The following is a 23,507-nucleotide window of genomic DNA, read 5'->3' as shown; positions in this document are numbered from 1 at the left end:
ACCTCAGGGTGACGGATCACATCATCCCCCAGCGCTCAACTCCGCGCGATCGAGCTCCTCCTCGAGCCGGTGAAACGCATCATCCCCGATTACTTCCGTTGTGCGGAGGTGGAAGATCGATTTGCGCGCGGCCTCGATGGCGCGGCGGCGCAGGGGATCGGCGGGCAGTTCGCCGTTGGGGATGCCGCCACGAGGATCGTCATCGGCCTGCATCAGGATGGCGCGGTATTCGAGCCTGAGGATTTCAGCCTCTTCCGAGGGATCGTCCTCGATCGCATCGAGCGCGGCGCGATAGGCGATGGCGCGGGCGCGCGCGACCTCGATGCCAACAGGATCGTCGTCCTTGAGGCCGAAGGCAAGAATCAGCGGCCGCAGCGTCAGGCCCTGGACCACCAACGAGCCCAGCACCACTGCGAAGGCGATGAAGACGATGAAGTCGCGATAGGGGAAATTTTCCGGCAGCGCGAAGGCGGTAGCGAGCGTGACGAGGCCTCGCATGCCGCACCAGGCGATGATGAGGCCGCCTTTGGGCGAAGCGACCTGTTTCGGATCCTTCGGGTGATAGATCCCATTTGCGATCAACAGGCGCAACGTGGTGCGGTAGAACGTGATCCAGAGCAGCCGGACCAGGATGACGGTAGCCAGGATCCACGCCGCGGCCACGCAATATTCCCAGCGCACGTCTGTATCCAGCTTCGCCCAGATCGGCCGCATCTGCATGCCGATCAGCATGAAGGCGAGCACGTTGAGGACGAACACCGTCGTCTCCCACACCGCGTAGGACGGCACCCGCAGCCGCGCCGGTATGCGCGCCGGCGCCGATTGCGCAATGGTGATGGCATAGACCACGATGGTGAGGATGCCGGAGAGGCCGAGATGCTCCGCTCCGATCCAGATCAGGAAGGTGGTGGCGAACTGCACGATGATCGCGCTCGGCACCTCTCGCACCCGCTCCATGATCGGCGGGATGATGCGCCCCGCAACTAGGCCGGCCAGCACGCTGCCGACCAGTCCGAGCGCGATCGTCGGCGCGACCTCGCTCCATTTCAGGTGCTCCATGACGACGGCGCCGACCGCGATGCGATAGATCAGCAGCGCGCTCGCGTCGTTGAGCAGGCTCTCGCCCTCGAGCACCTTGACCATGCGATAGGGCAGCTTCACCTGGCTCAGGATCGCGACGGCAGCCGCGGCATCCGGCGGCGCCACGATGGCGCCGAGCGCCACGGCGGCGGCCCAGGGCATGTCGGGGAAGAGCCGATGCGCGACATAGGCCACGCCCACCGTGGTCAGGCCGACTGCGGCCACGACAAGGGTCGAGACCGGAACCCAGTTCTTGCGCAGGTCGCGCAGCGACGTATCGAATGCCGCATCCAGCAGCACCGGTGCGACAAAAAGGGCCAATGCCAGGCCTGGATCGAGCGTCCAGGATGGGCTGTTCGGCACGAAGGCAATCAGTGCGCCGCCGATGGCGAGAAAGGTCGGATAGGGGACCTTGATCCGCCGCGCCAGCGCCGATAAGGCAACGGCGCCGAGCAGAAGCGCGATGATCCATTCGAATGTCGACACGACGATCCCCGAAACCGATGCGAGCGGCGCCACAAGCTAGCACCAATCCGGCCGTATGATGGATAGTGCGGCCTCGAGGCAAGCCTTTCGACAACGACGAGCATGCGTTTTCAAAAACTCATTCAGATGTCAGCAGCCCTTGCGCTTTCGGCGGTCCTGCCCGGTGCGGCCCATGCCGCGACCGGCGGCGAGCCGGCCGCCGTCGCGCAGATCGACGTCGCGGCGTGCCTCACTGCGGCCGCTGGCGATGACATGGACAAGGCTGGCCCGGCCTGCGCCGCCGTCATCGACAACGAGAAGACGGCAAAGCCCGATTTGGTCAAGGCGCTGGTCGCGCGCGGCGCGCTTCATGCGCGGCATGACCAGATCGACCGCGCCATTGCCGACGACAGCCGCGCTCTGCTGCTCGATCCGACGCTGGCCGACGTCTTCAACGCGCGTGGCGAGCTCTGGCTGAAGAAGGGTGACAAGCCCAAGGCGGTGCAGGACTTCGGCGCAGCGCTGCGGATCGATCCGAACCACGAAAAGGCCAAGGCCAATCACAAGGCCATCGCGCGCGAGCTCGAGCGGATCGGTGCCCAGATGGCGGTGGCCGGCAAGCCCAGCTTCAACTGTGCCGGCGCGCGCCGCCCGGTCGAGAAGACGATCTGCGCCAATCGCGAGCTCGCGGATCTCGATCGCGAGGTCTATGCCGCCAATGCGCGCGTGATCCGCGAGGCGCGCAACGAGGGCGAGGCGAAGAAGCTTCAGCGCGAGCAGGACGACTTCATCGCCCGCCGCAACGCCGGGTTTGGCCGCCCGGGATACGATCTGAAGAAGGCGATGCAGGACCGGCTGCAGAAGCTGAACGGGGTGGATGGGTATTGAGGTCTTCTTTGCCTCTCCCCGCAAGCGGGGTGAGGGAGACTGGGCGGCGATCCGTCCCTAACGGACTGCAACTTGAACCGAATCTTGGCCCGCCGCGACAACGGGAAAACCTGATGTCACGGAGTTATCGCCATGTGCGGCCCGCGTTCTTCCGCGCAAACATTCCCGATTGCAAATAGCCGGCTGCGCGCCTTCCTTCTCGGCGCGGCGATCAGCCTCGCTATCGCCGCCCCGGCATCCGCCGCCGATTGCGTGATGGACAGCAGGGCCGCTCCCGCCGAAATCCTCTCCGCGTGCAGCGCCATCATCGACCAGACCTCGAATCCGAATTCCGACCGCGTCGCGGCGCTGCTGGTGCGGGCCGACGCAAATGTGCAGACCTCAGGCGGCCTCACGCAGGCGCTGCGGGACATCGACCGCGCCATCGCGCTCGACGGCAAGAATGCTCGGGCCTGGCGGCTGCGTGGCAATCTGTTGCGCGAAGCGGGCGGCGATCTCAATCGCGCCACGTCCGATCTCAGCAAGGCAATCGAGCTCGATCCGAAAGATGCCGAAGCCTATGAGCAGCGCGGCATCGCCTACACCAATCAGCACCGTTACGATCGCGCGATCGCCGATTACGACCAGGCCATCAAGTTGAAGCCGGATTATGCACAGGCCTGGTCCGACCGCGGCGCGACCCACTATCTCAATGGCGACAACGACAAGGCGGTTGCCGATCTCAGCGAGGCGCTGCGGCTCGATCCGAACCGGGCGCGCAGCTACACCAATCGCAGCGCGGCCTACCAGAAGCTCGGCCAGCTCGACAAGTCCGTCGCCGACGACAACGAGGCGATCAGGCTCGATCCGAAAGTGCCTGAATATTACGACAATCGCGGGCTCACCTATGCCGCGATGAAAGACTACGACAAGGCGATTGCCGATTACGACCAGGCGCTGCGGCTGGCGCCGCGGGCGAACTTCTTCACCAACCGCGGCGATTCCTACCAGTACAAGGGTGAGTTCGGTGCGGCGCTCAGCGACTACGAGGCCGCGCTGAAACTCGATCCTGACTTCGCGAAGACCTACAACAACCGCGCCGTGCTCTACTCGAAAATGGGCGAACGCAGGAAGGCGCTGGCCGATTACGAGACCGCGCTGCGGCTCGATCCCGGCAACACCAACGCCGCAGACGGTCGCCGCGCCATGATGGCGGAGATCGCCAGGTTCGGCGCCGAGGCCCCGAGCCCGCTGGCCGCGAATTCCGGCAACGGCCCGTCGTTCGATTGCACCTATGCCAAACGCGAGGTGGAGAAGGTGATCTGCGCCGATCCGCAATTGGGCGCGCTCGACCGCCAGCTCGCCGAGGCCTATGAGCGCGTGCTGAAATCGATGAACCGGCGCGCGGCCGCCGACCTGCGCAAATCCCAGCACGAGTTCCTCGCCACCCGCGACGCCAGCTTCCGCCGCCCCGGCTACGATCTGAAGAAGGTCATGCAGGACCGGCTGCAGCGGTTGAATGCGATGGAAGGCTAGGTTCGCGTCTCCACCCTAAGAACGAGGAGAGGGAGGCTATACACCTCCCTTTTCAGCTTGAACCGCGGCCCGTTCCCGGGAAAATACCCCTCAAACAAGGTCGGCACTTGATCCCGGTCATGGCGGGACTGACGTCCAGGCGTCAGGTCAAGGTGAGGCCAATAAACGGAACGGGAGCGCCGGGAATGAATGTCCAGGGAAAGAGCAGATATCACGAGGTCCATGCGCGCTCGCTGGCCGATCCCGAGGGCTTTTGGGCCGAGGCGGCCAAGGAGATCGACTGGATCGAGCCGCCGAAGACAATCTTCGATCCCTCGCAAGGCGTCTACGGCCGCTGGTTCACCGGCGGTGTCGTCAATACCTGCTACAACGCGCTCGACCGCCATGTCGAACGCGGCCGCGCCGACCAGGTCGCGCTGATCCATGATTCGCCGCTGACCAATACGGTGACCAAATTCACCTACGCCGAATTGCTGGCCGAGGTGCAGGCGCTCGCCGCGATCATGCAGGATTTTGGCGTCGCCAAGGGCGACCGCGTCATCCTCTATATGCCGATGGTGCCGGAGGCCGTGGTCGCGATGCTCGCTTGCGCGCGCATCGGCGCGGTGCATTCGGTGGTGTTCGGCGGCTTTGCCGCGAAGGAACTCGCGACCCGGATCGACGATGCGCAGCCAAAGCTCATTCTCTCGGCGAGCTGCGGCATCGAGCCCGGCCGCATCGTGCAATACAAGCCGCTGCTGGATGAGGCGATCAAGCTGGCGTCCGCGAAGCCAAAGGCCTGCATCGTGCTGCAGCGTCCGCAACTGACATGCGACCTCACGCCGAAGCGCGATTATGATTGGGCGAGCCTGCGCCGCAAGGCGATGAACGACGGCAAGAAGGCGCCTTGCGTGCCGGTCGCTGCCACTGATCCGCTCTACATTCTCTACACGTCTGGCACGACAGGCATCCCCAAAGGTGTCGTGCGCGACAATGGCGGGCATCTGGTCGCGGTGAAATGGTCGATGTTCAACCTCTATGGCGTCAAGCCGGGCGAGGTCTGGTGGTGCGGCTCAGACATCGGCTGGGTCGTCGGCCACAGCTACATCGTCTACGGCCCGCTGCTGCATGGCGCGACCTCGATCATGTATGAGGGCAAGCCGGTCGGCACGCCCGATGCCGGCGCGTTCTGGCGCGTCATCAGCGAGCACAAGGCGGTCGCCTTGTTCACCGCACCGACCGCCTTCCGCGCGATCCGGAAAGAGGATCCGGAAGGAAAGTTCATCCGGCAATATGACCTCTCCAAATTCCGCACGCTGTTCCTCGCCGGCGAGCGCGCCGATCCGCCGACGGTGGAATGGGCGGAGCAGCAGCTCAAGGTGCCTGTCATCGACCATTGGTGGCAGACCGAAACCGGCTGGTGCATTGCCGGCAATCCGGTCGGACTCGGGCAATTGCCGGTGAAGCACGGCTCGCCGACGGTGCCGATGCCGGGCTACCAGGTCGATGTGGTGGATGAGGCCGCGAAGCCGGTGCCTGCGAACACCATGGGCTCGATCGTGATCAAACTGCCGATGCCGCCAGGCTGCCTGCCGACGCTGTGGAATCAGGATGAGCGGTTCAAGGAAGCCTACCTGAACGAATTCCCCGGCTACTACAAAACGTCGGATGCCGGTTACAAGGACGAGGACGGCTATGTCTTCGTCATGGGGCGCACCGACGACATCATCAATGTTGCCGGACACCGCCTCTCAACCGGCGGCATGGAGGAGATCCTGGCCTCGCATCCCGATGTCGCCGAATGTGCCGTGCTCGGCGTCAAGGATGCGATCAAGGGCGAGGTGCCCTGCGGCTTCCTGGTGCTGAAGGCCGGCGTGAAGCGCTCTCCGAGCGAGATCGAAAAGGAAATCATCGCGCTGGTGCGCGACAAGCTCGGTCCGGTCGCCGCCTTCAAACTTGCCATCACGGTCGGCCGCCTGCCCAAGACGCGCTCGGGCAAGATCCTGCGCGGCACCATCAAGAAGATCGCCGACGGCGAGGCCTGGACCATGCCGGCGACGATCGAGGACCCCAAGGTGCTGGACGAGATCGGGGCGGCGCTGAAGGGGAGGGTGTGACGCGAAGCGTCATCCCGGGGCGGTCCGCAGGACCGAACTATGGTGCGCAATTGCGCACCTGAGGACCTCGAGATTCCGGGTTCGGTCCTGCGGACCACCCCGGAATGACGATGTTTGCTGACTTACAATCTCCTCATTCCGCGCTAAACAGGGCCAGCCAACAGGGGGCCTCCCATGTCACTCGCCACCGCGCCGCGGCTGCTCATCGCCGTGGGCCTCGCCATCGCTCTCTCAGCCTGCGCTGGGCGTTACCAGACGCCGACGGCAATGGGGAGTGACGACGATGACGCGGTGTGCCAGAGCCGCGGCCTCGCGGTCGGCTCGCCGGAATATGTGGCTTGCCGCAAGGACCGCGACGTCCAGCGCAATGCCGCACTTGCCCGTTCCGACCGCCGTCAGCGCGATCTCGGCGAATACATGCTGAACCATCCGGACCGGCCCTGACTCTGGCCGCGGAATTATCCCGAGCGAGTGTCGCGTTCCTCGTGACACATCTGCAACGCCGCGGCCAAATCGTGTCGCGTCCGTCCTGATTTGATCGGCATCAAATCCTTCATCACTCCCTTTCTGCTCTGACGCTGACGTCGCGCAACGACGCACGACATGGCTGAAGGGGAATGACAATGCAGAGAACAATAAGAAACCTGGCGCGGCTTGCGACGTTTGGCGCTATGGTCGCGGGGACCATTGCCGGAGCGCAGGCCGCCGACTTGCCGGTCTATACGAAAGCGCCGCCGGCGGCTGAAAACTTCAATCCGTGGATGGTGCGCTTGCGCGTGCTCGGCGTATTGCCGGATGCGGGTGGCTCGACCGTCAATGTCGCGGGCGTGCCCACGCTGTCGTCGCCGAATTCCGGCCTCTCGATCAGCAACCAGGCGGTGCCCGAGCTCGACATCAGCTATTTCTTTACCAAGAACATCGCGGCCGAGCTGATCCTCGGCGTCACCAGGCATTCGATCAGCGGCACCGGCTCGCTTGCCAACCTGCCTGTAGGCAAGACCACGTTGCTGCCACCGACGCTGACGCTGCAGTATCACTTTGATAATTTTGGCGCGTTCAAGCCCTATATCGGCGCCGGCGTGAACTATACGGTGTTCTTCAACACCTCCGCCTCCAACACGGCCGCCGCGATCGTCGGGCCGCCCGCGATCGTTGCGACCACCACGGGCCTGCACGTCAGCAACGCCTGGGGCGGCGCGGTCCAGTTCGGCTTCGACTATATGCTCGATCGCCACTGGGGCTTGAACGTCGACGTCAAGAAACTCTGGCTGCGCCCGGACTATTCGGCCACCGTGAGCGGCCTGCCGGTCACCGGCACCGCGCATATCGATCCGTGGCTGGTCGGCGGCGGTGTCACCTATAAATTCTGACGACGCGGCAGTCGCGAGACAAACAAAACGCGGCGGGTTGTCCCGCCGCGTTTTGCGTTTCAATGACGAACGATGGAGAGCGGAGCCTTACTCTTCCTCTTCCTCGTGCTTCTTGCCGCCGAGGGTCTTGAGCTTGGCGAACACGGCGTCGACGTTGAGGTCGTCGCTCGACTTCTCCGACGGCTCGTACTCGTCCTTCTTGGTGGTCTCGGAGGCCGGCAGCAGGGTGGCGCCGCCGTAGTTTGCGTCGATCGGCTTTTCCTTGGCCGCGCGCGCCACTTCGAAATCGAGCTCGATCTGCGAGCAAAGGCCGAGGGTCACCGGGTCGATCGGGGTCAGCTGCGAGGTGTTCCAGTGCGTGCGGTCGCGCACGCTGGCGATCGTGCTCTTGGTGGTGCCGACCAGGCGCATGACCTGGGCGTCCTTGAGCTCGGGATGGCTGCGCAGCAGCCAGAGGATGGCGCTGGGACGCTCGTGGCGGCGCGACACCGGGGTGTAGCGCGGGCCCTTGCGCTTGGGCTGGGGCGGCAGCACGACCTTGCTCTCCTGCAGACGGAGCCGATAGTCTTGGTTCTTCTCGCCCTTCTCGATCTCCTCGCGGGTCAGCTGTCCGTTGGAAATCGGGTCCATGCCCTTGATGCCCTGGGCGGCGTCCCCGTCGGCAATCGCGCGCACCTCGAGGGGATGCATCTTGGTGAAATCGGCGACCTGGTCGAAGGTCAGCGCGGTGTTGTCGAGCAGCCAGACGGCGGTCGCCTTGGGCATCAGAGGTGCGTTGCTCATGGCAAATCTCCTTTGTGCTTCGCCCACCCCTCAGGAGGCGAAACCGGTGGTCATCAGCGATGACAGGGAATTCGCGCTATATAAGCCCGGAGGGGGTAGCCACGCAATGGTTCTGCTATAGATAGTGCCTTGACAGCGCTCGAAAGGGGGCCCAATTCCCTCTCAAGCCGCCATAAGCCCTTAAGCTTTAGCCCTAATCCATCCATCGACCGTTTTCCGCCCATATTGCCGGGTGATTCGGTCCCGAGATCGCTCAATGTCAGCCAAACCAGACCTCAAGATCGTGCTTTGTTCTCCCCGTGGCTTCTGCGCCGGGGTGGTCCGGGCGATCGACACCGTGGAACGGGCGCTCGATAAGTATGGCGCCCCCGTCTATGTTCGCCATGAGATTGTGCACAACAAATATGTCGTCGACGGGTTGAAGAAGAAGGGCGCGATCTTCGTCGAGGAACTGGCGGAGATCCCGGAAAACACCACCGCGCCGGTGGTGTTCTCGGCCCATGGCGTGCCGAAGTCGGTTCCCGCCGATGCCACGTCACGCAATCTGTTCTCGCTGGATGCGACCTGCCCGCTGGTGACCAAGGTCCACCGCGAGGCCGCGATCCACTTCAAGCGCGGCCGCGAGATATTCCTGATCGGCCACTCGCATCATCCTGAAGTCGTCGGCACACTCGGCCAGCTGCCGGTCGGCGCCGTCACCCTGATCGAAACCGCCGAGGACGCCAAGACCATCAATCCGAAGGACCCCAACAACCTGGCCTTCGTGACCCAGACGACGCTGTCGATCGACGACACCGCGGAGATCGTGGCGCTGCTGAAAGAGCGCTTCCCGAACATCAACGGCCCGCACAAGGAAGACATCTGCTACGCCACCACCAACCGCCAGCTCGCGGTGAAGAAGGTGGCGCCGGTGGTTGATGCCTTGATCGTCGTCGGCGCGCCGAACTCGTCGAACTCGCAGCGCCTGCGCGAGGTCGCCGAGCGCGAGGGCTGCAAGATCGCCGTGCTGGCGCAGCGCGCCGCCGACATCGACTGGACCAGGTTCGGCAACATCGGAAGCCTCGGCATCACCGCGGGCGCGTCGGCGCCGGAAGTGATCGTCGAGGAGATCATGGACGCGTTCGCCGAGCGCTACACGCTGCATGTGGAGACGGTCTCGGCTGCGGAAGAGAACGAGTTCTTCCCGCTGCCGCGTCAGGTGCGCCCCGAAGCTGCCGCCGAGTAGTCTTGCATGGCGGTCTACACCGACGTTGCCGCCGACGAGCTTGCGGATTTCCTGAAGCAATACGATCTCGGCGAATTGCTCTCCTACAAGGGCATCGCCGAGGGCGTCGAGAACACCAACTTCCTGCTGCACACCAGCCAAGGAAGTCAGCAAGCCTCGTTCATCCTCACGCTCTACGAGAAGCGCGTGGCCAAGAACGATCTGCCGTTCTTCCTCGCGCTGATGACGCATCTGGCCGAGCATGGCGTGACGTGCCCGCTGCCGGTGAAGGCGAAAGACGGCGAGGCGCTGCACGAGTTGCAGGGACGGCCGGCCGCGATCATCACCTTTCTCGAGGGCATCTGGCCGCGCAAGCCGAACGCTGTGCATTGCGCCGGCGTCGGCGAGGGGCTGGCGAGGATGCATCTGGCCGGCGCCAATTTTGCGATCAAGCGGGCCAACGCGCTGTCCGTCGCGGGCTGGCGGCCGTTGTTCGATGCTGCGGCGGATCGCGCCGACGAAGTGCAGCCCGGCCTGCGCGCGTTTCTCGAAGCCGAGCTCGACTATCTCTCGGGTGGAGTCTGGCCAACCAATCTGCCCGAGGGCGTGATCCACGCCGATCTCTTCAACGACAACGTCTTCTTCCTCGGTGACAAGCTCTCGGGCATCATCGACTTCACCTTCGCCTGCAACGACATGCTGGCCTATGACGTCGCGATCTGCCTGAACGCCTGGTGCTTCGAGCCGGATCATTCCTTCAACGTTACCAAGGCGCGCGCCTTCCTCAACGCCTATGGCCGGGTGCGAAAGCTCTCGGAGGCGGAAGAGGCCGCGCTGCCGCTGCTCGCGCGCGGCGCCGCGATCCGCTTCCTGCTGACGCGGCTGGTCGACTGGCTCAACGTCCCCCCGGGCGCGCTGGTCAAGCCGAAGGATCCTCTCGAATATGTCCGCAAGCTGCGCTTCCATCAGAGCGTTTCCAGCGTGCGGGATTATGGGCTGATGCCGTCAGGACTGGTCGCGTGAGCGAGCTTCCCAATGTCACGATCTTCACCGACGGCGCGTGCTCGGGCAATCCCGGGCCCGGCGGCTGGGGCGCGATCCTGAAGTTCGGCGAAAAGGAAAAAGAGCTGAACGGTGGCGAGCGCCACACCACCAATAACCAGATGGAATTGATGGCGGCGATCTCGGCGCTGGAAGCGCTGAAGAAGCCGTGCACGGTCGATCTCTACACCGACAGCCAATATGTCCGGCAGGGCATCACCGGCTGGATCCACGGCTGGAAGCGCAACGGCTGGCGCACCGCCGACAAGAAGCCGGTGAAGAATGTCGAGCTATGGCAGCGCCTCGATGCGGCGCTGAAAGCGCACGAGGTGCGCTGGCATTGGGTCAAGGGCCACGCCGGCCATCCGGAGAACGAGCGCGCGGATCAGCTCGCGCGGGACGGGATCGTAAAGGCGCGGTTGCAGCAGCGGTTGGCGGAGTAGGTCTTTCCATTCGTCATGGCCGGGTCGACCCGGCCATCCGCGCCTTGATGCGCACGACCAAGAACGCGGATGCCCGGGACAAGCCCGGGCATGACGTCATTCTTAAGAAGAGCCGCGGCTAAGGCTCAGAGCTGCCCCAGCAGCGTATCGCCGCCCGAGACCTCGACTTTGCCGGGCATCGCCTCGAGGTTCAGCTTCTTGACCACGCCGTCCTCGACCAGCATCGAGTAGCGCTTGGAGCGGATGCCGAGGCCGTTGCCGGAGGCGTCGAGCTCCATGCCGATCGCCTTGGCGAAATCGGCATTGCCGTCGGCGAGGAAGATCGCCTCGTCGCGCTGGTCGGTGTCGCGCTTCCAGGCGTTCATGACGAAAGCGTCGTTGACCGAGACGATCGCGATGGTGTCGACGCCCTTGTCCTTCATGGCGTAGGCATTGAGGAAGATGCTCGGCAGATGCATCTTGTGGCAGGTGCCGGTGTAGGCGCCGGGCACCGCGAACAGTGCCACCTTCTTGCCCTTGAAGATATCGTCGGTGGTCTTCACCTGCGGGCCTTCCGCCGTCATCACGCGGAATTTCGTCTCGGGCAGCTTGTCGCCAACTTGGATCGCCATCGTCAGTCTCCCTGAAAATCGGTCCCGCTTTTTAGACCGTGCGGCCGAACTGCACAATATTGCCGGCGGAAGAAGCGGACGGGCAGGCCTCCCTTCACCGTTATGTCATCAGCCGGCAAACCCGCCGCCATCGAGGAAGGCCTGTTCGTCAGCCGTGGTCTCGCGTCCGAAGACGTTGTTGCGGTGAGGGAAGCGGCCGAACCGGCGGATGATCTCGGCGTGCTCGGCAGCCGATTCCTGGGCGTCCTTATTGTCGGTCCCGCGGAACAGCGCGACGCATTGCTCCTGGTCGCCGAGGTGCTCGGAATGCATCAGCGGCATATAGAGGAATTCGAGCAGGGCAGGATCGACCCGGCCCCCGGCGCCTCGATCGATGGCGCGGCGGGCAATATCGAGCGGCAGCGCGTCGCTGGAAAAAGCAGCGGGCGTGCCGCGGAACATGTTGCGGGGAAACTGGTCGAGCACAATGACCAGCGCAAGCGCGCCGTCGTCGCTGCCCTCCCAGGAGGTCAGCCGGCCGGCGGCGGCCTGCTCCCACAGGCCGAGATAGCGGCGCCTGATCTCGGCATCGAAAGCCTCGTTGCGCTTGTACCAAGCGTCGCGGCCAGCCTCTCGCCAGAAGGCGAGAATGCCTGATGGCGTGATGTCGCGGACGTCAGTCATGGAGCAGAGACGGACTTACGCCGCCTGAGCCTTCTTCTCGTCGCGCAGCTCGCGGCGCAGGATCTTGCCGACATTGGTCTTGGGCAGGTCGGTGCGGAATTCGATGTGCTTGGGCACCTTGTAGCCGGTGAGCTGCTCGTGACAGAACTTGATCACGTCCTCGGCCGTGAGGTTCGGATCCTTCTTCACCACAAAGGCCTTCACCGCCTCGCCCGATTTGGCATCGGGGATGCCGATCACGGCGCATTCGAGCACGCCCGGATGGCTCGCGATCACTTCCTCGATCTCGTTCGGATAGACGTTGAAGCCGGAGACCAAGATCATGTCCTTCTTGCGGTCGACGATCTTGGTAAAACCCTTCTCGTCCATCACGCCAATGTCGCCGGTGCGGAAATAGCCGTCCGCCGTCATCACCTTTGCGGTTTCCTCCGGCCTGTTCCAGTAGCCCGACATCACTTGCGGGCCCTTGGCGCAGATCTCACCGGCCTGGCCGAGCGGCAACTCATTGCCGTCGTCGTCGCGGATCGAGATCCAGGTCGAGGGCACGGGGATGCCGATCGAGCCTGAGAATTCGGTTGTGGTTGCGGGGTTGCAGGTCAGCGTCGGCGAGGTCTCCGACAGGCCGTAGCCTTCGGCGATGAAGCAGCCGGTCACGGCCTTCCACTGCTCGGCCACGGGGCGCTGCACCGCCATGCCGCCGCCGTTGGAAATCTTCAGCTTGGAGAAGTCGAGCTTCTTGAAATCGGGATGATGCATCAAGCCGTTGTAGAGTGTGTTGACGGCCGGGAAGCTGTTGACCTGATATTTCGCCAGCTCCTTGATGAAGCCTGCGATGTCGCGCGGGTTCGGGATCAGCAGATTGCAGCCGCCGGCGCGCACCGCGAGCAGGTAGCAGGCCGTCAGCGCGAAGATGTGATAGAGCGGCAGCGCGCAGACGATCATGAGCTGCTCGACATGCGGCGGCGAATTGAGCGCCGGCTGCAGCCAGGCGTCGTTCTGCAGCACGTTGGCGACGATGTTGCGGTGAAGCAGCGTGGCGCCCTTGGAGACGCCGGTGGTGCCGCCGGTATATTGCAGGAAAGCGACGTCGCCGGGCGAGAGCTTTGGCTTGTTGAAGGTCTGGCCGCGGCCGGCCGCGAGCGCGTCGTTGAACGTCACCGAGCCCGGCAGTGCGAAGGCCGGCACCATCTTCTTGACGCGGCGGACGACCAGATTGACGATCACGCCCTTGAAGCCGAGCAGATCGCCCATGCTGGCGACGATGACGTGCTTGACCTGTGTCTTCGCGATCACCTGCTCGACGGTGTGGGCAAAGTTCTCCAGCACGATGACGGCTTCGGCACCGGAATCCTTGAGCTGATGCTCGAGCTCGCGCGGCGTGTAGAGCGGGTTGACGTTGACGACGGCAAAGCCGGCGCGCAGCACGGCCGCGGTCGCAACCGGATATTGCAGCACGTTCGGCATCATGATCGCGACGCGGGCGCCGCGCTGCAGGCCGCGGCCCTGCAAATAGGCGGCGAGCGCCAGCGACATCTGGTCGAGGTCGCGATAGGTAATCGCCTTGTCCATGCAGATGAACGCCTTGCGGTCGGCGAACTTCGCAAAGCTCTCCTCCAGCAGGTCGACCAGCGATGCGTATTGCGTCGGCTCGATATCAGCGGGCACGCCGGGCGGATATTGCTTGAGCCAGATGCGCTCCATGGAAACTCCCCTCTCTTAACACCAGAGCCCGTTGTGTCCCGGGCTGCCTCATTGCCGCCAGTATCGAGCCTGCCGGTACGGCTGGCAAGCGGTCGAGGCTTAGGGCAAAGGCCGGAAAGTGGCTACTGGAATCGTCGCAAGTCGCTGCCGCAGGTGCGAAGTGCGGCCGGCAGCCTGACGGACCTGGAGCGTTAACCTAGCTGTTGTTGGGCGCGGGCTTCTTTGTCGCGGCCTTGGGCTTTGCAGATCTGGCAGCCTGATCGCCGCTCGCCGCCGGCTTGTTCGCAGCAGGCTTGTTCGCAGCAGGCTTGTTCTCAGAAGGCTTGTTCTCAGAAGGCTTGGCCGCGGCATGCTTGCTCGCGGCCGGCTTTGCAGCGCTCTTTGCATCGCTTTTCGCCGTGGCGTCGGGCTTGGCGGCTGCCGTCTTGGTGTCACTGCCGGCGTCGGGCTTCTTGGCAACGCGCGACTTCTTGCCACGCGCTTTCGGCGTGGCCTGCTGGTCCGTGTCGGCTGCGACGGCCGCGACGAGGGCCGCGCCTGTGCGAGTCGGGCCGGTATAGACCACCACGGGCTCCACAGGCTCCGCGGCCGAGGCCATCAAATCGGAGGCCTTCATCAGTGGTGGCTGGAGGCCGGCGGTGAAGAACGTGACCTTGGCTTCGCCACCGGTTAGAGAGGTCGATCCACTGCCATTGGTCGCGATCAGCGCATCGTCGTCGTCGCTGGCCGGATGCTTGCGGTGACCACCGCACATCTCCTCGCGCAGGTTCGGCGGCGAGGCATCGACCGGCACGAGGTTCTCGACGGTGCCGAGCGAGGGGCGCAGCCACGACAGATTGTCCTGGCTGAAGCCGCGCTCAAGCAGCTGCGCCGCCTTCACCGCGCGCGCAGTGCCGGAGCTGGCACCGAGCACCACCGCGATAAGACGGCGGCCGTTGCGCGTGGCTGACGCCACGAGGTTGTAGCCGGAGGCGCAGATGAAGCCGGTCTTGAAACCGTCGGCGCCGGGGTAGCGGCCGATCAGCTTGTTGAAGTTCGGCGTGATCCGCTTGCCGAAACGGATCGCGGGGATGTGCACGAAGTATTCGTATTCGGGCAGGTCGCGCAGGAACGAGCGGGCGAGAATGCCGAGGTCGCGCGCCGAGGTGACGTGTCCGTCCGCGGGCAGGCCGTTGGGATTGACGTAGTTCGTCTGCGTCATGCCGAGCTTCTTCGCGGTGTCGTTCATCATCACCGAGAAGCCGTCGATCGAGCCGCCGAGGCCTTCGGCCAGCACCACGGCCATGTCGTTCGCCGACTTGACCATCATCATCTTCAGCGCGTTGTCGACGGTGAGCTGCGTTCCCGGACGCAGGCCCATCTTCGAGGGCGACTGCGAGGCGGCCGTCGGCGACACCGTCAGCAGCGTGTCGAGTGTGATCTTGCCGTCCTTCACTGCCTTCAGCGTCACATAGGCGGTCATGATCTTGGTGACGGAGGCCGGATACCAGGGGATGGTGGCGTTATCGGCCTGCAGCACCTTGCCGGTATCGGCTTCGATCAGCAGCAGCGCTTCGGCATTCGCGAGGCGTGGCGCGAGGAGCGCAGCGACGGCGAGCGTCGCGGCGAACAGGTTGAACAGGGATTTGCGAAGCAGCGGGCGAAAGGCGTGCACTATCCGATTCCGGTCCTTGGAGAGCCGCTGGTTCCACGCGGTTCTCGTGATCTGATGTTCGGTTTTGAAATCCGGCGCCGCCGCTCGCGGCAGCGCAAACCTATACCGGCTCGTGCGTCGAGCATAGGGGCTTCGGGGCGGTATTCCGCAACGAAATAGGCTGAATTTCGACGGCGCTACGGGGACTTGCTGTGGGGACTTTTATGGGGCTTTGACGGCAGCCGAAGCGGCCTCCGCGGCACTCGCGCTGTTCCGTGTGGCCTGTGCTTGTTCCTGCACCATGAACTGGGCCCGGGCGAGCTCGGCGAAATGGCCGCCTTTGGCGACGAGTTCATCGAAGGTTCCGCTTTCGATCACCCGCCCGTTCTCGAACACCAGGATCCGTGTCGCATTGCGGATGGTGGAGAGGCGGTGGGCGATCACGAAAGTGGTGCGGCCCTTCATCACTTCGTCGAGAGCAGCGTTGACCTTGGCCTCGGTCACGGCATCGAGCGCGCTGGTCGCCTCGTCCAGGATCAGGATCGGCGGGTCCTTCAGCAGTGCACGCGCGATCGACAGCCGCTGCCGCTCGCCGCCTGACAGCATGCGGCCGCGCTCACCGGCATTGGTCGCAAAGCCTCCGCTGCGCTCGATGAATTCGAGCGCCTGCGCGCGCTCCGCCGCCTTGCGCATCTCCGCTTCGGTCGCGTCGGGCTTGCCGACGCGCAAGTTCTCCTCGATCGAGCGGTTGAACAGCAGCGCTTCCTGGAACACGACGCCGATGTTCCGCCTCAGCGATGTCAGCGTGACGCCGCGCACGTCCATGCCGTCGATCCTGATGAAGCCGGATTGCGGATCGAAGGCACGGTGCAGCAGCGCGATCGCGGTCGACTTGCCGGCACCGGTCGGGCCGACCAGCGCGATGGTCTGGCCCGGCAGCGCAGTGAAGGAGAGATCCTCGACCGCCGGCCGCTTGCCGTCATAGGAGAAGGTGACGTCGTTGAACTCGACGAGGCCGGAGAGCCTTCCGGCATCGATCGCATCTGGCCGGTCGTGAACGGCCGGCACGGCATCGAGCACATTGAAGAACTCGCGCAGGCGCGGCGCTTCCATGAACACGTTGTTGATGAAGCTCACCACCTGCTCGAGCTTCTGGATCAGCAGGGTGGCGAAGCTGACGAACATCACGATCTCGCCGACCGAGGTCAGGCCCTGGTCATGCAGCGCGATGCCGAGCGTGAAGATCGCGAGCACGGTGATGGTGGTCGAGGCGCGCGTGATCACGGTGACGAGCGCCCACCACGACAGCACCGGCATTTGCGCCGCGAGCAGCTCGTCGGCGACCGAGCGCAGTCCCTTGACCTCGGATTCGACGCGCACGAAGCTCTGCACCAGCGCGACGTTGCCGAGCGCGTCGGAGGCACGTGCGGAGAGCTCGCTGTAATGCTCCTCGACCGCCATCTGCATGCCGAACGTCCTGCGCACGACGAAGGTCGTCAGCGCGGTGAAGACGATGCAGAGTACGAACAAGAGGATCGCAAGCCGCCAGTTCAGATAGAGCGACAGCGGCAGCAGCACCACGACGGAGAGGATCGCGGCAAAATGCTCGCGGAAGAAGCCGAGCCAGAGCCGCCACAGCGCATCCGTGCCGTTGAGCATCACCTTCATCAGCCGGCCCGAATGGGTCCCGGAGTGGAAGGTCAATGGCAGCTGCAGGATGTGTTCAAAATAGCTGGTCAGCACCGCCTGGCGCTGGCGATGGGAGAGCCGGTCGGCTTGCAAGGCCACGAGCGCGCTGCAGGCGATGGTGAACAGGCCGAACGCGGCCCACGCCAGCAGGAACGGCCAGGCCGAGCTCGAGCCTGCGACCGTCTTGCCGGAGAGCACGTCGACGATCCGCCCGAACAGCACCGGCTCGGCGAATTGCGAGCCGGCCAGCAGCAGATTGGCGAATGCCAGCAGCCAGCCCAGCCGCGCCTCCTTGCCGAGCAGCTCGAGAACACGGGTGTAGAGACGGAAAATGGACATGAGGCAGGCGCTGACCCAGGCAGGCGGTATGACCTTGAGATGACATTCTAAACAGGGATCGCCCGCGAGATACAGCGGAAGCTTTTGCCATCCGCTCGATCTCTCGCCGACGGCACTGAGCCGCGGCGTGCCTGATGTGCCTGCGTCACCCAACCTGAACGGGAGATGAGCGGCGGTTGCGTCACGATCACGCAAGGCTGTTCAGCTTGTGTTGGGGTTGGGGAACCCAACATGGGATGCGGGTGTTTGAAAGACACGAGCCTGTCTCGAGGCGCCAGTGCAGGTCCCAAGGAGGGTCCAGGACATGTTTGACCGATTTTCAAAGTTTGCCGGCCGCAAGGCCGTTCTCGCCACTGCCGCGGTGCTGGCGCTGACCAGCGTCGCCCCTACCGCTTCGTTCGCCGGCGGCCGTCATTGGCATGGCGGTGGCGGCGCGGCCTTCGCCGGTGCGGCGATTGCCGGCGCCATCGGTACCGGGCTTGCGATCGCCGCGACCCGCGACGCCTACGCCTATGATTCGGGTCCGGGCTACTACTACGACAGCGGCCCAGCCTACTACAGCGGACCCGGCTATGGTCCCTATTATTACGATTCGGGCTACCAGGAGCGCTATGGCGGCTACACCAAGGTCTGCGCCCACGGCTATTCCGGCTACGCTTGCGAATAACCAATCGCTCCATGCCATCGATCAACAGGCCGTCGCGCTTGTCGCGCCGGCCTGCTTTTCGCTTTTATTGTCGCGCGTTAACGCGCTCTCCATTGGTTTAGAGTAGTTTTTACGACATGAGTGATTCGCTTGAGCGGCTGTATTTGGCTGTGCTCGCGGCCAGGGATCTTGATCCGGCAACATCGCGCACCGCGCGCCTGTTTCAGCGCGGCCCCTCCAAGATGGCGAAGAAGCTCGCTGAAGAGGCCATCGAGGTCGTGATCGATGCGGTCAACGGCGACGCCAAGGCCGTGGTCCGCGAAAGCGCCGATCTGCTCTACAATCTCACCGTGCTCTGGGCGTCCGCAGGCGTCCGCCCCGAAGACGTCTGGCGCGAGATGTCGCGGCGGGAGGACATGCTCGGCATTGCCGAAAAGCTGCCGAAGTCGGCGATGAAGCTGCCCAAAGTCGCCTCACCTCGCATCTCCGCGAGGCGGCCAATTGCCGCGCTCGAAGGGCGCGGAGCGCGAAAAAGGCACTAAAGCGCGATGAAGCTCATCGCGCTTTAGGTTGTTGTTTGAGCGTGATCTTTTCGGAAAACCGCCTACACTTTGCGCTAAGGCGGCCCTTCGGGTCCGGATCACGCTAACCGTCACAAAACTCGCGATGGACAAATCCGTCCCATGGTGCTTCATCGCGGCGCCATGCTGAAACGTATCTACGACTGGTGCATCGACGCCGCCCACAAGCCCTATGCGCTCTGGATCATGGGTGCCGTGGCTTTCGCAGAAAGCTCCTTCTTTCCCGTCCCCCCGGACGTGATGCTGATCCCGATGTCACTGGCGCGCCCGCAGCGCGCCTGGGTCTATGCCGCGATCTGCACCGCGACCTCGGTGCTGGGCGGACTGCTCGGCTATGCCATCGGCGCGCTGCTATTTGACTCGGTCGGACATTGGCTGATCCAGGTCTATGGCCTCGGCGACAAGGTCGACGCTTTCCGCGCCTCCTATGCCGAGTGGGGCGCGGTGATCATCCTGCTCAAGGGCCTGACGCCGATCCCCTACAAGCTCGTCACCATCACCTCGGGCTTTGCCGGCTACAATCTCGCTCTTTTCGTCCTGTGCTCGATCGTCGCGCGCGGTGGACGCTTTTTCATCGTGGCGATCCTGCTCAACCGCTATGGCGACTGGATCCGCGAGCGGATCGAGCGGCATCTCGGCCTGTGGGTCGCGCTCGGCGCCGCCGTGCTGGTGCTCGGCTTTGTTGTGGCGATCAAGCTGATCTAACCCCGCGCTTTGCCACCGCGCCGGCTTCGGCTACGGTTGACCTCATGATGGTTCGATCCGGCAATCCGGCCGTATGGCTCGGGACGCTGATGTCAGCAGTGCTGCTCATGGTCAGCGCCGGCGGGATCGGCTGGGCGCAATCGGCGCCGCAATCGCTCGGCTTGCAGGAGCAGGGGCCTCAGGCCGCTCCGCCGCCCGCACCCTCAGCGCCGCAGGCGCCAGCGGAAAATCCCGGGCTGATCAACGAAATGGGCAAGCTGTTCGACAAGCTGCCCTCGATCCTGCCGCCGATCAAAAGCCCTAGCGAGACCATGAACGACCTGTCGCGGTTGGCGACGCCGTCCAGCATGGTCTCCGGGCGCGCGGCTTGCCCGGTCTCGTCGAACGGTGCGCCCGACTGCAAGCTCGCCGCCAACCAGCTCTGCCAGAGCAAGGGCTACAAGGAAGGCAAGAGCCTCAACACCGATTCCGCCGAGAAGTGCTCGGCCAAGGTGCTCATTCCGGGCAGGCAACGCAAACCTGACGATTGCCGCACCGATACCGTCGTCACCAGCGCGCTGTGCCAGAACTAGGGACGTCGCGCGAGCAGCAAGGAGCGCCCATGAGCCGCACGGAGCAGGACTTCCTCGGACAGCGTGAGATCGCCGACGACATCTATTACGGCGTCCAGACCATCCGGGGGAAGGAGAACTTCCACATCACCGGCATTCCGATGAACCAGGAGCCTTACTTCGTGAAGGCGCTGGGCTACGTCAAGAAGGCCGCGGCGATGGCCAACCGCGACCTCGGCGCAATCGACGCCAAGGTCGCCGACGCCATCATCCTCGGCTGCGACCGCGTCATCGCCGGCGACATGATGGATCAGTTCGTCACCGATTTCATCCAGGGCGGCGCCGGCACCTCGACCAACATGAACGCCAACGAGGTGATCGCCAACCTCGCGCTGGAATCGCTCGGCTTCCACAAGGGCGACTACCAGCACGTCAGCCCGAACGACCACGTCAATTATGGCCAGTCCACCAACGACACCTATCCGACCGCGTTTCGCCTCGCGCTGATCCTGCGCCTCGAGAGCTACATGACGGCGCTACGCCAGCTCCAGGAAGCCTTCTTCGCCAAGGGCCGCGAATTCGACCGCGTGCTGAAGATGGGCCGCACGCATCTGCAGGACGCGGTGCCGATGTCGCTCGGCGCCGAGTTCAAGGGATGGGGCACCACCATCGGCGAGGAGGTCGACCGCATTTCGGAAGCGCGCGCGCTGCTGCGCGAGATCAATCTTGGCGCCACCGCGATCGGCACCTCCGTCACCGCGGCGGTCGGTTATCCCAAGCTCGCGGTCCGGCATTTGAGCGCACTGACCGGCGTCGATTTCATCCTCGCCGGCGACCTCGTCGAGGCGACCTCGGACACCGGCGCCTATGTGCAGCTCTCCGGCGTGCTCAAGCGCACCGCGAGCAAGCTGACGAAAATCTGCAACGACATCCGCCTGCTCGCCTCGGGCCCGCGCGCCGGCTTCAACGAGATCAACCTGCCGCAATTGCAGCCGGGCTCCTCGATCATGCCGGGCAAGGTCAATCCCGTCATCCCCGAGGTCGTCAACCAGACCAGCTTCCTCGTCATCGGCCTCGACATGACCGTCACGCTGGCAGCAAGCGCCGGTCAGCTCCAGCTCAACGTGATGGAGCCGGTGATTTCGTTCGCGCTGTTCTTCTCGATCCGCACCATGGAGCGCGCCGTCAACAGCCTGCGCGAGAACTGCATTGTCGGCATCACCGCCAACGAGGAGCACACCCGCAACATGGTGCTGAACTCGCTCGGCATCGTCACCGTGCTGAAGCCGTTGCTCGGCTACAAGCAATGCGCCGAGATCGCGCGCGAGGGCTACAAGAGCGGCAAGTCGCTGCACCAGATCGTGGTGGTCGAGCGCAAGCTGCTGACGCAGGAGAAATGGGACGAGATGTTCTCGTTCGAGCGGCTGATCAATCCGGATTTGCTTGGGTAGGCGGTCGCTGTCATTCCGGGGCGACGCGTAGCGTCGAGCCCGGAATCCATCGCGCGTCAGCGCCCGCGGCCAAATGGATTCCGGGCTCGCGCTTCGCGCGCCCCGGAATGACGGAGAAGGAATTCCGCGCGTTGGAATTGCCGTAGTGGCACCCGCCACGGCGTCACAACGCAATACTTGACAGTGGAAAGATTGCCTTGTTGGTATGGTCCCAACCTCTCATGCGCCTGCCAGCAAAGGATCGCTCCGCAATGTCCATGCCTGCTCTGTTCAAGGGACGCCTGTCGATCCCCGTGATCGGTTCGCCGCTCTTCATCATCTCGGTGCCCGACCTCGTGATCGCACAGTGCAAGGCGGGCGTGGTGGGCTCGTTCCCGGCGCTGAATGCGCGGCCGCCGGAGCTGCTCGACGAATGGCTGGCGCGGATCACCGAGGAGCTCGCGGCCTATGACCGCGCCCATCCCGACAAGCCGTCGGCGCCGTTCGCGGTCAACCAGATCGTGCACAAGTCGAACAACCGGCTCGATCACGACATGCAACTCTGCGCCAAGTACAAGGTGCCGATGATCATTTCCTCGCTCGGCGCGCGCGAGGAGCTGAACCAGGCCGTGCACGGCTGGGGCGGCATCGTCTTCCACGACGTGATCAACCAGAAATTCGCTCACAAGGCGATCGAGAAGGGCGCCGACGGCCTGATCCTGGTTGCGGCCGGCGCCGGCGGCCATGCCGGCACCATCTCGCCGCTGGCCTTCGTCGCCGAGACCCGCAAATGGTTCGACGGCCCGATCGCGCTGTCGGGCGCCATCGGCAACGGCAAGGCGATTCGCGCCGCGCGCATCCTCGGTGCCGACTTTGCCTATATCGGCTCGGCCTTCATCGCGACCAAGGAAGCCAACGCGGTCGAGAAGTACAAGGAGATGATCGCGGGCTCGACGGCCGACGACATCGTCTATTCCAACCTCTTCACCGGCGTGCACGGCAATTACTTGAAGCCCTCGATCCTCGCCGCCGGCATGGATCCGGAAAACCTGCCGACGTCGGATCCGTCCAAGATGAATTTCGGCACCGACGCCTCCGGCGAGCGCGCCAAGCCGAAGGCCTGGAAAGAGATCTGGGGCTCTGGCCAGGGCATCGGCAGCGTGGACGGCATCGTGCCCGCCGCCGAGATGATCGCGCGCTTCAAGAAGGAATACGAGGAAGCGATCGATCCGCCGCTGTGATGGCGCTGGCGATGAGTGCCATCTACCGCGTCGACGGCAACAGCGTCGTCACCAGTCCGAATGCTGCCGGCCCCTGGGACCGGCGGATGCAGCACGGCTCGGCGCCGTCAGCGCTGGTGACGTGGGCGGCGGAGCGGATTCCGACGCCCGTGCCGATGAACGTCGCGCGGATCACCATCGATTTGATGCGGCCGGTGCCGGTCGCGCCGCTCACCATCGAAACCGAAGTGCTGCGTGAGGGCCGCAAGATCCAGCTCTGCGAGATCAAGCTGTTCGCCGACGATGTGCAGGTCGTCGGCGCCACCGTGCTCAAGATCAAGCAGCAGTCGCAGCCACTGCCCGATGATGTGAAGGATCTGCCTGTTACCCTGCCGTCGCCCGAGGACTCGCTGGTCGAGGACGGGCACGGTGCGACAAGTCCGTTCGCTGGCATGGTCTCGATGCGCGCCGCGCGGGGCCGCTTCGGGCAGGCCGGCGCCGGCGCGATCTGGTTTCGCCTCGATCACCCGCTGGTCGAAGGCGAGGCGGTCTCGCAGACGATGCGCGCGGTGGTCGCCGCCGATTTCTCCAACGGTACCGCCTCGACGCTCGACTTCCGCAGCTGGACCTACATCAATGCAGACCTCACGGTGAGCCTGGCGCGCCAACCGGTCGGCGACTGGATCTTGCTCGACGGTGAATCCTGGATCGGCCCTGACGGTGCGGGCCTTGCGATGTCGCGGCTCGCGGATCGGCAGGGGTACTTTGGCCGCGCTGTGCAGAGCCTGGTGATCGAGAAGCGGTGAGAGCAACGGCCGCGCCGTGGTTGCCGCGCTGGCCGATTGAACGGCAG

22 protein-coding genes are annotated in these 23,507 nt (G+C 64.3%); 15 read left to right on the top strand and 7 right to left on the bottom strand.

Features of this window, described 5'->3' with window-relative positions:
* Positions 1 to 21 precede the first annotated feature (21 nt).
* Positions 22 to 1,599 carry a cation:proton antiporter gene (locus XI06_RS41885; protein ID WP_271607948.1) on the bottom strand — a complete coding sequence of 526 codons (1,578 nt, stop codon included), beginning with the start codon at positions 1,597 to 1,599 and terminating at the stop codon, positions 22 to 24.
* 69 nt (positions 1,600 to 1,668) lie between these two features.
* Here XI06_RS41885 and XI06_RS41880 point away from each other — a divergent pair, with 69 nt between their 5' ends.
* From XI06_RS41880 to XI06_RS41860, 5 genes are all read left to right on the top strand, one after another.
* Entirely contained in the window at positions 1,669 to 2,433 is a 765-nt protein-coding gene (locus XI06_RS41880; RefSeq protein ID WP_271607947.1) for a tetratricopeptide repeat protein, read from the top strand.
* Positions 2,434 to 2,565: 132 nt separating this feature from the next.
* Positions 2,566 to 3,948 (top strand): tetratricopeptide repeat protein, encoded by a 1,383-nt coding sequence (locus tag XI06_RS41875; RefSeq protein ID WP_271607946.1) that lies wholly within the window; start codon positions 2,566 to 2,568, stop codon positions 3,946 to 3,948.
* A 185-nt stretch (positions 3,949 to 4,133) separates the two neighbouring features.
* The gene (locus XI06_RS41870; protein ID WP_271607945.1) at positions 4,134 to 6,044 is read left to right on the top strand and encodes a propionyl-CoA synthetase; all 1,911 of its coding nucleotides are present in this window, start codon (positions 4,134 to 4,136) and stop codon (positions 6,042 to 6,044) included.
* Positions 6,045 to 6,218: 174 nt separating this feature from the next.
* A complete protein-coding gene (locus tag XI06_RS41865; RefSeq protein ID WP_237863207.1) occupies positions 6,219 to 6,488 on the top strand; it encodes a hypothetical protein in 270 nt (89 codons plus the stop codon).
* A gap of 179 nt (positions 6,489 to 6,667) precedes the next feature.
* The gene (locus XI06_RS41860; RefSeq protein ID WP_237863206.1) at positions 6,668 to 7,414 is read left to right on the top strand and encodes an OmpW/AlkL family protein; all 747 of its coding nucleotides are present in this window, start codon (positions 6,668 to 6,670) and stop codon (positions 7,412 to 7,414) included.
* An 87-nt stretch (positions 7,415 to 7,501) separates the two neighbouring features.
* Here the strand turns inward: XI06_RS41860 and XI06_RS41855 are convergent, their stop codons facing one another.
* Positions 7,502 to 8,197 carry a DUF1013 domain-containing protein gene (locus XI06_RS41855; RefSeq protein ID WP_128949643.1) on the bottom strand — a complete coding sequence of 232 codons (696 nt, stop codon included), beginning with the start codon at positions 8,195 to 8,197 and terminating at the stop codon, positions 7,502 to 7,504.
* A gap of 256 nt (positions 8,198 to 8,453) precedes the next feature.
* Here XI06_RS41855 and ispH point away from each other — a divergent pair, with 256 nt between their 5' ends.
* The 3 genes from ispH to rnhA are packed head-to-tail and all read left to right on the top strand — an operon-like array spanning position 8,454 to position 10,885.
* Complete coding sequence (ispH, locus tag XI06_RS41850) at positions 8,454 to 9,422, top strand: 4-hydroxy-3-methylbut-2-enyl diphosphate reductase (protein WP_237863205.1); 969 nt, start codon at positions 8,454 to 8,456, stop codon at positions 9,420 to 9,422.
* A 6-nt stretch (positions 9,423 to 9,428) separates the two neighbouring features.
* The gene (locus XI06_RS41845) at positions 9,429 to 10,424 is read left to right on the top strand and encodes a homoserine kinase (protein WP_271607944.1); all 996 of its coding nucleotides are present in this window, start codon (positions 9,429 to 9,431) and stop codon (positions 10,422 to 10,424) included.
* Positions 10,421 to 10,885 (top strand): ribonuclease HI, encoded by a 465-nt coding sequence (gene rnhA, locus XI06_RS41840; protein WP_237863203.1) that lies wholly within the window; start codon positions 10,421 to 10,423, stop codon positions 10,883 to 10,885. Before XI06_RS41845 ends, rnhA begins: the two co-directional genes overlap by 4 nt.
* Before the next feature lie 125 nt (positions 10,886 to 11,010).
* On the opposite strand, the gene XI06_RS41835 is transcribed toward rnhA, so the two are convergent.
* The 5 genes from XI06_RS41835 to XI06_RS41815 form a co-directional block, all read right to left on the bottom strand.
* Entirely contained in the window at positions 11,011 to 11,496 is a 486-nt protein-coding gene (locus XI06_RS41835) for a peroxiredoxin (protein WP_128949648.1), read from the bottom strand.
* A gap of 108 nt (positions 11,497 to 11,604) precedes the next feature.
* Entirely contained in the window at positions 11,605 to 12,159 is a 555-nt protein-coding gene (locus XI06_RS41830; protein WP_271607943.1) for a DUF924 family protein, read from the bottom strand.
* A 15-nt stretch (positions 12,160 to 12,174) separates the two neighbouring features.
* Entirely contained in the window at positions 12,175 to 13,860 is a 1,686-nt protein-coding gene (locus XI06_RS41825) for a long-chain fatty acid--CoA ligase (protein ID WP_237863201.1), read from the bottom strand.
* Between the two features lie 196 nt (positions 13,861 to 14,056).
* Positions 14,057 to 15,514, bottom strand: a complete 1,458-nt coding sequence (locus tag XI06_RS41820) for a D-alanyl-D-alanine carboxypeptidase family protein (protein ID WP_271607942.1) — start codon at positions 15,512 to 15,514, stop codon at positions 14,057 to 14,059.
* A gap of 201 nt (positions 15,515 to 15,715) precedes the next feature.
* Positions 15,716 to 17,521, bottom strand: coding sequence for a glucan ABC transporter ATP-binding protein/ permease (locus XI06_RS41815; protein ID WP_237863199.1), 1,806 nt, complete (start codon positions 17,519 to 17,521; stop codon positions 15,716 to 15,718).
* Between the two features lie 304 nt (positions 17,522 to 17,825).
* On the opposite strand from XI06_RS41815, the gene XI06_RS41810 reads away from it, so the two are divergent.
* The 7 genes from XI06_RS41810 to XI06_RS41780 all read left to right on the top strand — a co-directional run bounded on the left by XI06_RS41810 (position 17,826) and on the right by XI06_RS41780 (position 23,460).
* A complete protein-coding gene (locus XI06_RS41810; protein ID WP_237863198.1) occupies positions 17,826 to 18,188 on the top strand; it encodes a hypothetical protein in 363 nt (120 codons plus the stop codon).
* 116 nt (positions 18,189 to 18,304) lie between these two features.
* Positions 18,305 to 18,709, top strand: coding sequence for a phosphoribosyl-ATP diphosphatase (gene hisE / locus XI06_RS41805; protein WP_237863197.1), 405 nt, complete (start codon positions 18,305 to 18,307; stop codon positions 18,707 to 18,709).
* Positions 18,710 to 18,850: 141 nt separating this feature from the next.
* Positions 18,851 to 19,453, top strand: a complete 603-nt coding sequence (locus tag XI06_RS41800) for a YqaA family protein (protein ID WP_237863196.1) — start codon at positions 18,851 to 18,853, stop codon at positions 19,451 to 19,453.
* A gap of 44 nt (positions 19,454 to 19,497) precedes the next feature.
* Positions 19,498 to 20,025, top strand: a complete 528-nt coding sequence (locus XI06_RS41795) for a hypothetical protein (RefSeq protein ID WP_237890243.1) — start codon at positions 19,498 to 19,500, stop codon at positions 20,023 to 20,025.
* Positions 20,026 to 20,054: 29 nt separating this feature from the next.
* Positions 20,055 to 21,455 carry an aspartate ammonia-lyase gene (locus XI06_RS41790; protein WP_237863194.1) on the top strand — a complete coding sequence of 467 codons (1,401 nt, stop codon included), beginning with the start codon at positions 20,055 to 20,057 and terminating at the stop codon, positions 21,453 to 21,455.
* Positions 21,456 to 21,706: 251 nt separating this feature from the next.
* Complete coding sequence (locus XI06_RS41785; RefSeq protein ID WP_237863193.1) at positions 21,707 to 22,675, top strand: NAD(P)H-dependent flavin oxidoreductase; 969 nt, start codon at positions 21,707 to 21,709, stop codon at positions 22,673 to 22,675.
* Positions 22,676 to 22,686: 11 nt separating this feature from the next.
* Entirely contained in the window at positions 22,687 to 23,460 is a 774-nt protein-coding gene (locus tag XI06_RS41780) for a thioesterase family protein (RefSeq protein WP_271607941.1), read from the top strand.
* The last annotated feature ends 47 nt before the right edge of the window (positions 23,461 to 23,507 follow it).

The organism is Bradyrhizobium sp. CCBAU 11434 (genome assembly GCF_028128895.1).
GTDB lineage: Bacteria > Pseudomonadota > Alphaproteobacteria > Rhizobiales > Xanthobacteraceae > Bradyrhizobium > Bradyrhizobium zhengyangense.
Note: the sequence above shows the minus strand (reverse complement) of the source record. Positions and strands in the feature narration are given on the sequence as shown.